Here is a 12,993-nt window from a genome sequence, read left to right on the forward strand (position 1 = left end):
TGATATGCGTACAGTCCTCCGGCCCTCTATTGATAAACGACATCTGCTTACGGTGAGTGCCAGGTTGACGCTGGCGGCTTTCGCTTCGGTGACCATTTGGCCGCACCCGGGCGCATGTCAAACCAGCCCGGTGGAGGGCTACGCCGACGGCGACGAAGTGAAGCTGTACTTTGTCCGGGAAGGCGAAGGCGAGCTGATGTTGTTTCTGCACGGCGCCCCGGACTCTTGGACGATTTACGCAAGCCAGCTCGCCGAGTTTAGCCGAGACCACATGGTGGTAGCTCCCGCCTTGCGAGGGTTCGCGCCATCAGGTCAACCGGAGGCAGTCGAGGCTTACGCCATGCCGAGATTGCTGGGTGACGTGCGTGCCCTGCTTCGGCATTTTGGCCGTGAGCGGTGCATTCTGGTGGGCAATGACTGGGGTGGTTACATTGCCTGGGTGTTTGCTTCTGCCTATCCAAATCTTGTTGAACGGTTGGTCATTCTCAATGCGCCGCACCCTGCGATATTGCTCCGTGAGATTCGCAATAGCCCGGCGCAAATTCAGGCATCGCAATACGAACGCGATTATTACGCTGCTATTGCCCCTTATCCGACGTGGTACAATTACTACCGCGCCGATCCCATCAAGGTGCCTTCTTCCGTCTCCGATGCAGCTCACACAGAAGTGCCGGACCTTGCTGTCCGGTTCTTTGCCGGTGTAGCAGAGCCTCCCGCTACCACATCACTTCGGGTCGATGTTCCAACTCTGGTTCTGTGGGGAATGCAAGACCCTGTGGGCTTGCCCGGTCTGCTGGATAAACTCCACGACTATGCACCGAATGCAGTCGTGGTCCGGATCGATGACGCTGGTCACCTCCCGATGCAATCCCATTCGACATTGGTAAATCGTGAAATCCGGGACTTCCTGCGGCGTGCACCTCGCTGAACGGGTCGGATTACTCCGCGCCCTACCGGCCATTTCGCGGCTCGCGATGAATCACACGTAAGATTTTCGCGCCGGGTCGAAAATCGCCGGGTAATCGTTCTCGTCGAGCAGGTCGAGAAACGTGTCCAGCCCGTCGCGCTTGATCAGTTCATACTCGCGGTCAGAAATCAGGTTGACGGTGAGGATCTCCACCGGATCGCCCGCAACCGCAAGCGTCTCCGCGATGCGCTAGTCCGGGGCGATGATCGGCGTCAGGAACAGGAACGTCTTGAAATCCGTGCCAGCGACCGGCGGTGCCGGCATCGGCAGGGGATGTCCGAACCCGAACCAGATGTCGTCGATCGACGGCACCTTCTCCCACATCCGCCTTCGCCAAGGCTTCGGCGGACATGAGGAGAGAAGGGAAGGCCGCGTCTACTTTCCCTTCACGATCCGCCGGCAATGCTCCCACGCAGCGCTCATCAAATTCTCGCTCGCTTCCGGCGTGCGAAACGCGGAGTGCGCTGACAGCGTCACGTTGTCGAGTTTCGTCAGCGGATGATCCGCCGGCAGCGGCTCGATGTTGAAGACGTCGAGGCCGGCATGACGGATCTGGCCGGATTGCAGCGCGTCGATCATCGCTTCCTCGTCGACGATGGCGCCGCGGGCGGTGTTGACGAGGATGACGCCGGGCTTCATCGCCTCGATGCAGGCGCGCGTGATCATGCCGCGCGTCTCGTCGTTGAGCAGCAGGTGGATCGAGATTACGTCGCTCTCGGTCAGCACCTCGTCGTAATCGAGAAACTCTACTTTCGGGAATTTCTTCTTCGACCGGTTCCAGGCGATGACGCGCATTCCGGAGCCGAGCGCGATGCGCGCGACTTCAGCGGCGATGCCGCCGAAACCGATCAGGCCCAGCGTCTTGCCCGTGAGTTGCATGCCGTCGTCACGCAGCCAGTTGCCGGCGCGGATGCCGCGGTCCATCTTGGCGAGCCCGCGTGCGCCTTCCCACATCAGCGAGATCGCGCATTCAGCGACGGCTGTATCGCCATAGCCCTTGATCAGGTGCACGTGAATGCCGGTCTCGGCAAGTTCGTCCGGGTTCATGTAGCTGCGCGCGCCGGTGCCGAGAAACACGACGTGCTTGAGCCCGGCGCACTTCTTCGCAATGTCGGTCGGCAGCGCGGTGTGATCGACGATCGCGATCTCGGCGCCATCAAGGATCGCAGGATAATCCTCCGGCTTGATATCGGGATCGCGGTTGATCCGCACCTCGGGATCGCCTTGTTTGTGAAGCCGCTCAAAAATCACGGCTAGCGATTCATTGGCGTCGACGAAAACTCCACGCATGGCACTTCCCCAACTATGTTTATCAGCCAGTCTGTTACTCAGGACGCGACGCCGGCCAGCGCCAGCACGGTATGCATCAGCACATTGGCGCCCGCCGCGCAATCGGCCTGCGTAGCGTCTTCCAGTTCGTTGTGGCTGATGCCGTCCTTGCAGGGCACGAACACCATCGCCGCCGGGATCACGGTGTTGAGGTTGCAGGCATCGTGGCCGGCGCCCGAGGTGATGCGGCGATGCGACAGCCCGAGCATTTTCGCCGCGCTCTCCACCGCATCCACCAGCTTGGGATCGAAATGCGTCGGCGGCTTGCGCCAGATCAGGTCGAACTGGACGTCGACCTTGCGCCGCGCCGCGATCTCGGCAATGGCACTACGCAAATCCTTGTCCAGCGCATCCATGATGGCGGCATCCGCGCTGCGGCAGTCGACCGTAAAGGCGATTTCGCCGGGAATGACGTTGCGCGAGGGGTTGGCAATAACAGCCTCGCCGACGGTGCCGACGGCCTTCGGGCCGTGCTTGCTGGCAATGGCCTCCATCGCCAGCACGATTTCCGACAGCGTCGCCAGCGCGTCACGCCGCAAGGGCATCGGTGTCGAGCCGGCATGGCTCTCGAAGCCGGTGATCTTGCCGTCATACCACAGCACGCCCTGGCCGGAATCGACGACGCCGATGGTCTTGTTTTCGGCCTCGAGAATTGGCCCCTGTTCGATGTGCAGTTCGACGAAGCCGGAGAATTTCTGCGTTCCCACCGCCGTCGCGCCGCGATAGCCGATGCTGTCGAGCGCCTGCGCGACCGTGACGCCCTCGGCATCCTTCCGCGACAAAATGTCGTCGGTAGTGAAATCGCCGACATAAGCTGCCGATGCCATCATCGCCGGCGCAAACCGCGAGCCTTCCTCGTTGGTCCAGTTGCAGATGCAGATCGGTGTCTCGGTCTCGATCCCGGCATCGTTGAGCGTACGCACCACTTCCAGCGCCGCCAGCGTGCCGAGCACGCCGTCATATTTGCCGCCGGTCGGTTGCGTGTCGAGGTGGGAGCCGAGGCCGACAGGCGCTTTCGACATGTCGCGGCCCTTGCGCAGCCCGAACATCGAACCCAGCGCATCGACATGGACTTCCAGCCCCGCGGCCTCGCAGGCGTTGCGGAACCAGTCGCGCACCAGCTTGTCCTCAGGCCCGAGTGTCAGCCGCCGCACGCCGCCTTTCGGCGTGGCGCCGAATTTGGCGGTTTCGTGAATCGTGCCCCACAGCCGGGCGGAGTCGATTTGCAGGTTGGAGGCGATTTTTGTCATTGGCCGTTCCGAAGTTCAGACGATAGGCGAGGGCGCGCTTTTTCAATGACGCGCCTCGCGCGGCGCGTCAACAATGACGCCGCCCTGCGCGAGATTGGCGGCGAGTTCGGCCACGCGCTCGACCGCGACCGTATCCGGGGAGGCCAGCCAGCTCGCCGAAAACGTCAACAACGGTATCTGCAGGTTGGTCGACAGCAATTGCAGTCGTCCATCGGCCATTTCGCTTTCGACAATGGCTGTCGGAATGACGGCGATGCCGAGGCCTTCGATCGCCATATGGATAACGGTGCCCAACGAGGCGCTGGCGTGCAGGCGCATCGGCGGCAGGTCGGGTCGGTTGAACAGTGAGCGCACGATTTCGTAAGGCGGCGTCTTGCGCGGAAACGTGATGATCGGAAACTTCGCCAGATCGTGCACCGTCAACCTGCCGTTGCCAAGGCCGAGCGACGGACTGGCCAGAAAGCCTACTTGATAATCGCATAATACGCGGTTGCTGACGGTCGGCGCCGTCACCGGGCCAAGCATGAAGGCGAGTTCGATCTCCTGCGCCAACAGTCGCGTCCGCAAATTCGACGTGATGTCGACCTCGATTTCGAGTGTCAGGTTGGGATAAGTGTGATTGACGCTCTTGATGAGCTGCGTCAGCCAGGTGTGTACGATGGTCTCGGCGACGCCGAGCCGCAGCACGCCGCGCATCGCCGAGCGGTCGCCGACAACAGCCAGCATTTCCGAGCGCAGCCCGATCAGCTTCTCGGCATAGACCATCAACTGCCGGCCGCTCGGCGTCGGCAGCACCATGCGGCGGTCGCGCTGCAGGAGTTTTACGCCCACCTCGCGTTCGAGCCCGGCGATCCGTTGCGAGATCGCGGGCTGGGTGGTGTTGAGCTTCTGGGCGGCGCCGCGGAAGCTGCCGAGCGTCACCACCCACATGAAGGTCTCAATTGCCTTGAAATCAGTCATGCACCCTCTGCCCGCAGATTGATAACTTTAATTTATCGAAATTGATTAGAAAAGACGATTAGACATTATCTTAGCCATATGCGGGAGTAGATGTCGACAAGAATGGACGCGGGGACAACGATGACCAGCTTGGCGAGGACGGAGCAACCCGGCCACGATACGGCGGATTTATCGCCGAGCGTCGCCGCCCGGCACGCCTGTCGCAGCGGCATGGCTGATACCACCGCCGGCGTCGCCGACGGTTTTGTCCAAGGCAATCTCGTGATCCTGCCCGAGAAGCTCGCGGGTTCGTTCCACCGGTTCTGCCAGCTCAATCCCAAGCCGTGCCCGATCATCGGCATGTCCGATGCCGGCGATCCCAGGATCCCCGCGCTCGGCATCGATCTCGACATCCGCACCGACCTGCCGCGCTATCGCGTCTGGCGCGACGGCGAAGTGGTGGAGGAGCCGACTGACATCATGGCGCACTGGCGTGATGATCTCGTCGCCTTCGTGATCGGCTGTTCGTATTCCTTCGAAGAGGCATTGCTGGCGGAGGGGCTGCCGATCCGCCACATCGAGCGCAAGCTGCGCGTGCCGATGTACCGCACCAATATCGCCTGCGGTTCCGCGGGGCCGTTCGCGGGGCCGATGGTGGTGTCGATGCGGCCGTTCAAGCCGGCGGACGCAATCCGCGCGGTGCAGATCACCACGCGCTTTCCCTCCGTGCACGGCGCGCCGGTTCATCTCGGCCATCCGCATGCGATCGGCATCGCCGACATCAACAAGCCCGATTACGGTGATGCGGTGCCGGTCGGGGCCGACGAAATTCCGGTGTTCTGGGCGTGCGGCGTCACGCCGCAATCGGTGATCGCGGCCGCCAGGGTGCCGTTTGCCATCACGCACGCGCCCGGGCTGATGCTGGTGACCGATCTCCTGAACAAACAGCTTGCCGTGCTTTGATGCAGTTCCTGCTGATCATTAAGGCTTTACCGTAACCTTCGCCCGTTTCATCGATAGCTGCCGACCAACAGAGGATACAATCATGAACATCTCGCGCCGAAATGTGCTGCTTGGAGCTACCGCCGCCGCAGCGCTCGGACCGATCGCCGCCCGCGCGCAGACTTCCGAAGTGGTGATCGGCGTGATCTATCCATTCTCCGGCGCCAGCGCCCAGATGGGCGTCGATGCGCAGAAGTCGTACGAGACCGCGCTCGACATCATCAACAAGGACCACGATTTCGATCTGCCGCTGGCAAAGGGCGAAGGCTTGCCCGGCCTCGGCGGCGCCAAGATCCGCCTCGTCTTCGCCGACCACCAGGCCGATCCGCAGAAGGGCCGCGCCGAGACCGAACGCCTGATCACCCAGGAAAAGGTCTGCGCCGTCATCGGTACCTACCAGAGCGCGGTCGCCGTTACCGTCAGCCAGATCTGCGAGCGCTACCAGATCCCGTTCATCTCGGCGGACAATTCCTCGCCGAGCCTGCACCGCCGCGGTCTCAAGTACTATTTCCGCGCCGCTCCCCATGACGAGATGTTCTCGGCCGCCATGTTCAACTTCTTCGACGCGATGAAGAAGAAGGGCGCCAAGATCGACACGCTGTCGCTGTTCCACGAGGACACCATCTTCGGCACCGACTCCGCCAACACCCAGCTCAAGCTGGCGGCCGATCGCGGTTACAAGATCGCCACCGACATCAAGTATCGCTCCAACTCGCCGTCATTGTCGGCCGAAGTGCAGCAGCTCAAGACCGCGAATGCCGACGTGCTGATGCCCTCGAGCTACACCACCGACGGCATCCTGCTGGTCAAGACCATGGCCGAACTCGGCTACAAGCCGAACGCGATCGTGGCGCAGGACGCCGGCTTCTCCGAAAAGGCGCTGTATGACGCGGTCGGCGACAAGCTCGAAGGCGTGATCTCGCGCGGCAGCTTTTCGCTCGATCTCGCCGCCAAGCGGCCGATGGTCGGCAAGGTCAATGCGATGTTCAAGGAGAAGTCGGGCAAGGATTTCAACGACCTGACGTCGCGGCAGTTCATGGGTCTGCTGGTGATGGCGGAAGCCATCAACCGCGCCAAGTCGACCGACGGCGAAAAGATCCGCGAGGCGCTGGTGGCGACCGACATTCCGGGCGAGCAGACCATCATGCCCTGGAAGCGCGTCAAGTTCGACGAAATGGGCCAGAACAACGACGCCGACCCGGTGCTGCTGCAATATATCGGCGGCAAGTTCGTCACCATCTTCCCGCCGCAGGCTGCGATTGCCGAAGCCGTCTGGCCGATGAAGTAGCCGTCACTCTTTGGCGAGACATCACAAACGCAGCGTCGTCCCTGCGGACGCAGGGACCCATACGCCGAGGAGCATCGGATTCATCGTGGCCTCACGTCCTTCGTTCAAATGCGACTCCGGTGGTTATGGGTCCCTGCGCCCGTGCGCAATGCGCACTAGGCAGGGACGACGTGCGATGGGGGGATCCCAGTGACCGCCGAAACCATCATCCAGAGCCTGGCGAGCGGCCTCCTGATGGGGCTGCTCTACGGCCTGATCGCGGTCGGCCTGGCGCTGATCTTCGGCCTGATGGACGTCGTGAACTTCGCCCATGGCGAATTCCTGATGATCGCGATGTATGCGACGTTTTTCCTGTTCGCCTTCTTCGCGATCGACCCCTTGCTGTCCGCGCCGCTGGTCGCGGCCGCGCTGTTCGTGTTTGGCGCCGTGGTCTATCTATTGATCGTGCGCTTTGCCGTGCGCGCAAAAGCCAATGCCGGCATGGTGCAGATCTTCTCCACGTTTGGACTGGCGATCGTCATGCGCGGCCTGGCGCAATACTTCTTCACGCCGGACTACCGTAGCGTCACGCATTCATGGCTTGGCGGCAAAACCGTCTCGGTCGCCGGCATCTTCCTGCCGGTGCCGCAACTGGTCGGCGCCCTGGTCGCGATCGCCGCCTTCGGCGCGCTCTATCTCTTCATCAACCGCACGGACTTCGGCCGCGCGCTCGAAGCGACCCGCGAGGACGCCGGCGCCGTGGCGCTGGTCGGCATCGACAAGAACAGGGTGTTTGCGCTGGGCTGGGGCCTTGGCGCGGCGCTGGTGGGGCTGTCCGGCGCGGTCATGGCGATGTTCTTCTACATCTATCCGGACGTCGGCGCTTCGTTCGCCCTGATCGCCTATGTGACGGTGGCGCTTGGCGGCTTCGGCAGCGTGTTCGGCGCCTTTGCCGGCGGCATCATCGTCGGCCTCGTCGAGGCGACCACCGCATTGCTGCTGCCGCCCTCGCTCAAGGCGGTCGGAATTTACGCGGTCTATCTCCTTGTCGTCTTCGTCCGGCCGCGCGGCCTGTTCGGATCGATGTGATGGATACGGATTTCGCCAGAAGCCGCCGCCGCGACCTCGTCGTCGCATTTGTTCTCGCCGCGATTGCAGCCGTGGTGCCGCTGTTCGTCAAGGACGTCTATGTCCAGAACATCATGGTGCTGACGCTGATGTGGGGCGCGTTGTCGCAGAGCTGGAACATTCTCTCCGGCTATTGCGGACAGATATCGCTCGGTCACGCGCTCTATTTCGGGATCGGCGCCTATACCACGGCATTGCTGTTCACCAAGTTCGGCGTGTTGCCGTGGTTCGGCATGATCGGCGGCGGCGTGATCTCGGCCATCATCGCGATGGCGCTCGGCTATCCCTGCTTCCGCCTGCGCGGACATTACTTCGTCATCGCCACCATCGTCATCGCCGAGATCGGGCTGCTGCTGTTCCACAACTGGGACTGGGCGGGCGCGGCCATGGGCATCGATATTCCCGTGCGCGGCGATAGCTGGCTCAAGTTCCAGTTCACCCGCAGCAAGCTGCCGTACTTCTACTTCGCGCTGGCGCTGGCCTGCGTCGCCTGGTTCGTGACCTGGTGGCTGGAAGATTCCAAATGGGGCTATTGGTGGCGCGCGGTAAAGGACAATCCGGACGCCGCCGAAAGCCTTGGCGTCGTGGTGTTCAATTCCAAGATGGGCGCAGCCGCGGTATCCGCGTTTCTGGTCGCGGTCGGCGGCAGCTTCTACGCGCAGTTCGTCTCCTATATCGATCCTGAAAGCGTGATGGGTTTCCAGTTCTCGCTGCTGATGGCGTTGCCCGCGGTGCTGGGCGGCATCGGCACATTGTGGGGACCGATGCTGGGCGCGGTGATCCTGATCCCGCTGACCGAGCTGACGCGCTCCTTTATCGGCGGCTCGGGCCGCGGCGTCGACCTGATCGTCTATGGCGGGTTGATCATCCTGATCTCGCTGGCGCGGCCGCAGGGCCTGGTCGGATTGTTCGCGCCCAGGCGCAAGGAGGCGGCGCGATGACGACGCAGCTTCTGGAAACCCGCGGCGTCTGGCAGCGTTTTGGCGGCCTGATCGCCAACAGCGATGTCTCGATCTCGGTCGGACGTGGCGAAATCGTCGGGCTGATCGGGCCGAACGGCGCCGGCAAGTCGACGCTGTTCAACCTGATCGCGGGCGTGCTGCCGCCCACCCAAGGCTCGATCGTCTTCGACGGTGAGGATGTCACGGCGCTGCCGGCGGCCGAACGCTGCCAGCGTGGCGTCGGCCGTACGTTCCAGGTCGTGAAGAGCTTTGAGACCATGACGGTCATCGACAATGTCATCGTCGGCGCCCTGGTCCGCACCACCGTGATGCGCGATGCCCGCCGCAAGGCGCATCAGGTGCTGGAATTTTGCGGGCTCGGCCCGCGCGCCAACGTGCTCGCGGCCGACCTGATCCCGTCGGAAAAGCGCAGGCTCGAGGTTGCCCGCGCTCTGGCAACCGAGCCAAAGCTGCTGCTGCTCGACGAAGTGCTGACCGGGCTGACGCCGATCGAAGCGAAGACCGGCGTCGAGCTGGTGCGCAAGGTCCGCGACACCGGCGTCACCGTGCTGATGGTCGAACACGTGATGGAAATCGTGATGCCGCTGGTCGACCGCGCGATCGTGCTCGACCTCGGCAAGGTGCTGGTCGAGGGCAAGCCTGCCGACGTCGTCCGCGATCCGAAAGTCATCAGCGCCTATCTGGGGGATCGTCATGCTGTCGGTGCATGAAGTCACCACCGCCTATCAGGGCCTGGTCGCCATATCAGCGGTCAGTATCGAAGTGGAAAAAGGCGAGATTGTCTGCGTCGCCGGCGCCAACGGCGCCGGCAAGTCGACATTGCTGAAATCGATTGCGGGTGCGGAACGCCCACGCTCCGGCACCGTGTCGTTCGACGGCACCAGGATCGACGGCATGGCGCAGCACGTCATCACCTCGCACGGTATTGCCTATGTGCCGGAAAACCGCCGGCTGTTTCCGCGGCTGTCGGTGCGCGACAATCTGCGGCTCGGCAGCTATCTCTTTCGTGGCCAGGCCGATCGCGAGGCGCCGCTCGATCTCGTGTTCCAGCTGTTCCCGCGCCTCTCGGAGCGGCTGGAGCAGCGCGCCGAAACGCTAAGCGGCGGCGAGCAGCAGATGCTGGCGATCGGCCGCGCGCTGATGACGCGGCCGCGGCTGTTGATGCTCGACGAGCCGTCGCAGGGCATCATGCCAAAGCTGGTCGATGAAATTTTTCAGGCCGTGAAACGCATCCGTGACGCCGGCATGACCGTGCTGATCGTCGAACAGCGCATGGCCGAGTGTCTGGAGATCGCCGACCGGGCCTACATCCTGCAAACCGGGCGCGTGCTGATGCAGGGAAGTGCTGCCGACATCCGCGTCAATCCGGATGTGCGGAAGGCGTATCTGGGATTGTGACGCTCGTTGCCCCGGACGCGGTGCAGCAGTCGTAGCCCGCACGAGCGCAGCGATATGCGGGGAGAAATGCTGGATGTCGCTGCGCTCATCCGGGCTACGACTGCAGGGAGTTACGGCGTTTCCGTATTTCGCTTTGCCGCGGATGCGGCCATCAACATCTGTTCCACGAGCCCTTCAAACTCGCTCTTGGCGATCGGATCCGTCTTGGCAAACTCATCGTACGGTGCAATGGTTTTAGGCCACCAATGATGGTGGCGCCCCGCTTTATCAAGGACACGAGCCGCCGCTTCGACCTCAGCGTCCGTTGGCCTTGCCGCTAGGGCCAGGCCTACATGATTTGCAGCAGCGAACGCACTTGGTGCCATGAAATCGGCTTCATCTTCATGGACGCAAAGCTTTCCACCAAGGATGAATCCTTGCCACCCTTTGCCGGAGATGGCGTACACATTGAGTCCTGGTTCCATCATCTCGGCGGGGCAGCTTCGCAAATCTCGTAGATAGGCCTGATCAACCAGCGCGATCTCAAATCCTTCGGACCAGGATCTAATTTCCATCGCACGTATGTCGAGAATTAGCAGGTCGATGCGGGTATGGTGTTCGTCGGTCTTTCCACTTCTCAGCAGAAGGGGACCGTGGCCTGCCCCATAGCCAATCACCCAGAACTTTCTATCGGACTTGAAGTATTTGAGATTGGTTTGCATGGGATGACTATGTGTGATCGTGAGTTTCGGGCAGCGTCAGCCCAAACACTTTCGTCAAATCCTTTACCTGATCCGGCGACAGATACCGCGGGTTCAGCCCGCGCAGCAGCAGATAGAGTTTTGCCGTCTCCTCCAGTTCCTCGATCGCGTAAACGGCAGCCTCCAGCGTATCGCCTGAAACCACCGGACCGTGGTTGGCGAGCAGCACGGAAGAGTATTTCCCGGCCAGCCCCTTGATCGCCTCGGCCACTGCCGGGTCGCCAGGGCGGTAGTAGGGCACGAGCGCGGTCTGCCCGCATTTCATCAGATAATAGGGCGTCATCGGCGGCAGCGCGGCGCGGGGGTCGATCTCGGGCAGCATCGACAACGCCACCGAGTGGGTCGAATGCAGATGCACCACAGCGCGTGCGGCGCTGCGGGTCTGGTAGAGGGCGGTATGCAGCGGCACTTCCTTGGTCGGCGCATCGCCGGATACCAGCTTTCCGTCGGGCCCGAGCCGCGACATCCGCGCCGGGTCGAGTGAGCCGAGCGAGGCGTTGGTCGGCGTCACCAGCCAGCCGCCGTCGTCGAGTTTCACGCTGATATTGCCCGAGGAGCCCGGCGTCAGGCCGCGCTCGAACAGCGAACGGCCGAGGCGGCAGATTTCCTCGCGAATCCTTGTTTCGCTCATGCACATAGCCCAGTTTCCTGAACCTTTTCTCACGCTTTGGCAGCGCGGCCAAGCCGTGATACCCAGAGACAAGCCGCCGCCGGATAGTGGCCGGAACAGAAACCATTGAGGGACCGCCGCATGCCAGAATCCGCCAAACCGCGCGTTGCCGTCATCGGGCTGGGCTCGATGGGGTTCGGCATGGCGACCTCGCTGCGCCGCGCCGGGCTCGAAGTGACCGGCTGCGACGTCTCGGCGGACTCCGTGGCGCGGTTCGTGGCCGATGGCGGCAAGGGGGCCAGCACGCCGGCGGAGGCTGCGAAATCGGCCGACATCGTCGTCAGCGTGGTCGTCAACGCGGCCCAAACCGAGACCATTCTGTTTGGCGCCAATGGCGTCGCCGAAACCTTGGGGAAGGGCGCGGTGTTCATCTCTTCCGCTACCATGGACCCCGACGTCGCGCGGCGACTGGCGAAACAGCTCGAGGCCACTGGGCGGCACTACCTCGACGCCCCGATTTCCGGCGGCGCGCAGCGCGCGGCGCAGGGCGAACTCACCATCCTCGCCTCCGGCAGTCCGGCGGCCTTTGCCAAGGCGCGCCCGGCGCTCGATGCGATGGCCGCAAAGCTTTACGAGCTCGGCGATGACGCCGGCCAGGGCGCCGCGTTCAAGATGATCAACCAGCTGCTTGCCGGCGTCCACATCGCCGCCGCCTCGGAAGCGATCGCGTTCGCCGCCAAGCAGGGCCTCGACATAAGAAAGGTCTATGAGGTGATCACAGCGTCCGCCGGCAATTCCTGGATGTTCGAGAACCGCATGCCGCACGTGCTCGACGGCGATTACAGTCCGCGTAGCGCGGTGGAGATCTTCGTCAAGGACCTCGGCATCATCCAGGACATGGCGCGCTCGCAAAAGTTCCCGGTGCCGGTTGCCGCCGCTGCGCTGCAGATGTTCTTGATGACGGCCGCATCCGGCATGGGCCGCGACGACGACGCCTCGGTGGCGCGGATGTATGCCAAGGTCACCGGCACGCATCTGCCGGGTGAGCCAAAGTAGGAGCAGACAGATTGACAGTTGAAGCCACCAACCCTGCTCTGTTCATCAATGGGCCAAATCCTTTCTACAGCCAGACGGATGAGGATCATTTCTTCGCGTGGCTGGAGTCGATTCCTGCGATCAAGAAAGTGACCGGTAGGGGACGCGACTTGGAGCTGATTGTTGAGCGTCCAATCGACAAGGAAAGCCTGCGCGACTTAATTGCGCTCATGACGCGATATGAGGTGAACCGGCGCCCCCTTAAGCCTCTTTGTGATGAGCAAGAAGACGAATATTTTCGGGATGGGGGGAGGTATTGGCACTCGGCTGTCTACGGCTGAGTCCAGTCAGGTCACAACAACGAAT

Annotated in this window: 16 protein-coding genes; 9 read left to right on the plus strand and 7 right to left on the minus strand. The window is 62.5% G+C overall.

Translation table 11 applies throughout. From position 1 onward, the window contains the following. Positions 1–4: 4 nt before the first annotated feature. Complete coding sequence (locus tag ACPPVP_RS14090) at positions 5–928, plus strand: alpha/beta fold hydrolase (protein ID WP_426535166.1); 924 nt, start codon at positions 5–7, stop codon at positions 926–928. Positions 929–979: 51 nt separating this feature from the next. On the opposite strand, the gene ACPPVP_RS14095 is transcribed toward ACPPVP_RS14090, so the two are convergent. Genes ACPPVP_RS14095 through ACPPVP_RS14115 form a run of 5 tightly spaced genes read right to left on the minus strand, consistent with a single transcriptional unit; the run spans position 980 to position 4,506 of the window. Next, on the minus strand, positions 980–1,120 hold the full coding sequence (locus ACPPVP_RS14095; protein WP_426535168.1) for a suppressor of fused domain protein: 141 nt from the start codon (positions 1,118–1,120) through the stop codon (positions 980–982). A gap of 36 nt (positions 1,121–1,156) precedes the next feature. Further along, a complete protein-coding gene (locus ACPPVP_RS14100; RefSeq protein ID WP_426535170.1) occupies positions 1,157–1,291 on the minus strand; it encodes a hypothetical protein in 135 nt (44 codons plus the stop codon). Between the two features lie 51 nt (positions 1,292–1,342). Then, positions 1,343–2,257, minus strand: coding sequence for an NAD(P)-dependent oxidoreductase (locus ACPPVP_RS14105; protein ID WP_426535172.1), 915 nt, complete (start codon positions 2,255–2,257; stop codon positions 1,343–1,345). A gap of 38 nt (positions 2,258–2,295) precedes the next feature. After that, complete coding sequence (locus tag ACPPVP_RS14110) at positions 2,296–3,546, minus strand: Zn-dependent hydrolase (RefSeq protein WP_426535174.1); 1,251 nt, start codon at positions 3,544–3,546, stop codon at positions 2,296–2,298. A gap of 42 nt (positions 3,547–3,588) precedes the next feature. Next, positions 3,589–4,506, minus strand: coding sequence for a LysR family transcriptional regulator (locus ACPPVP_RS14115; RefSeq protein ID WP_426535176.1), 918 nt, complete (start codon positions 4,504–4,506; stop codon positions 3,589–3,591). A 120-nt stretch (positions 4,507–4,626) separates the two neighbouring features. On the opposite strand from ACPPVP_RS14115, the gene ACPPVP_RS14120 reads away from it, so the two are divergent. From ACPPVP_RS14120 to ACPPVP_RS14145, 6 genes are all read left to right on the plus strand, one after another. Then, the gene (locus tag ACPPVP_RS14120; RefSeq protein WP_426535178.1) at positions 4,627–5,448 is read left to right on the plus strand and encodes a putative hydro-lyase; all 822 of its coding nucleotides are present in this window, start codon (positions 4,627–4,629) and stop codon (positions 5,446–5,448) included. A gap of 82 nt (positions 5,449–5,530) precedes the next feature. Then, positions 5,531–6,775, plus strand: coding sequence for an ABC transporter substrate-binding protein (locus ACPPVP_RS14125; protein ID WP_426535180.1), 1,245 nt, complete (start codon positions 5,531–5,533; stop codon positions 6,773–6,775). A 234-nt stretch (positions 6,776–7,009) separates the two neighbouring features. Beyond that, positions 7,010–7,843: a branched-chain amino acid ABC transporter permease gene (locus ACPPVP_RS14130; protein ID WP_249129557.1), complete on the plus strand. Its 834-nt coding sequence runs from the start codon at positions 7,010–7,012 to the stop codon at positions 7,841–7,843. Continuing rightward, positions 7,843–8,823: a branched-chain amino acid ABC transporter permease gene (locus ACPPVP_RS14135; RefSeq protein WP_426535182.1), complete on the plus strand. Its 981-nt coding sequence runs from the start codon at positions 7,843–7,845 to the stop codon at positions 8,821–8,823. The genes ACPPVP_RS14130 and ACPPVP_RS14135 overlap by 1 nt, the downstream gene beginning before the upstream one ends. Next, complete coding sequence (locus ACPPVP_RS14140; protein ID WP_426535184.1) at positions 8,820–9,554, plus strand: ABC transporter ATP-binding protein; 735 nt, start codon at positions 8,820–8,822, stop codon at positions 9,552–9,554. Before ACPPVP_RS14135 ends, ACPPVP_RS14140 begins: the two co-directional genes overlap by 4 nt. Beyond that, positions 9,538–10,242 carry an ABC transporter ATP-binding protein gene (locus tag ACPPVP_RS14145; protein WP_426535186.1) on the plus strand — a complete coding sequence of 235 codons (705 nt, stop codon included), beginning with the start codon at positions 9,538–9,540 and terminating at the stop codon, positions 10,240–10,242. Before ACPPVP_RS14140 ends, ACPPVP_RS14145 begins: the two co-directional genes overlap by 17 nt. A gap of 110 nt (positions 10,243–10,352) precedes the next feature. On the opposite strand, the gene ACPPVP_RS14150 is transcribed toward ACPPVP_RS14145, so the two are convergent. Further along, positions 10,353–10,943: a hypothetical protein gene (locus ACPPVP_RS14150; RefSeq protein WP_426535188.1), complete on the minus strand. Its 591-nt coding sequence runs from the start codon at positions 10,941–10,943 to the stop codon at positions 10,353–10,355. 7 nt (positions 10,944–10,950) lie between these two features. Beyond that, positions 10,951–11,613: an aldolase gene (locus ACPPVP_RS14155; protein ID WP_426535190.1), complete on the minus strand. Its 663-nt coding sequence runs from the start codon at positions 11,611–11,613 to the stop codon at positions 10,951–10,953. Between the two features lie 120 nt (positions 11,614–11,733). Here ACPPVP_RS14155 and ltnD point away from each other — a divergent pair, with 120 nt between their 5' ends. Together ltnD and ACPPVP_RS14165 are read left to right on the plus strand one after the other, a co-directional pair. Next, on the plus strand, positions 11,734–12,648 hold the full coding sequence (gene ltnD / locus ACPPVP_RS14160) for an L-threonate dehydrogenase (protein ID WP_426535192.1): 915 nt from the start codon (positions 11,734–11,736) through the stop codon (positions 12,646–12,648). Between the two features lie 11 nt (positions 12,649–12,659). Then, positions 12,660–12,968 carry a hypothetical protein gene (locus ACPPVP_RS14165; protein ID WP_426535194.1) on the plus strand — a complete coding sequence of 103 codons (309 nt, stop codon included), beginning with the start codon at positions 12,660–12,662 and terminating at the stop codon, positions 12,966–12,968. Positions 12,969–12,993: the final 25 nt, after the last annotated feature.

The sequence above is a fragment of the Bradyrhizobium sp. McL0615 genome (assembly GCF_049993905.1).
In the GTDB taxonomy this organism is placed as follows: domain Bacteria; phylum Pseudomonadota; class Alphaproteobacteria; order Rhizobiales; family Xanthobacteraceae; genus Bradyrhizobium.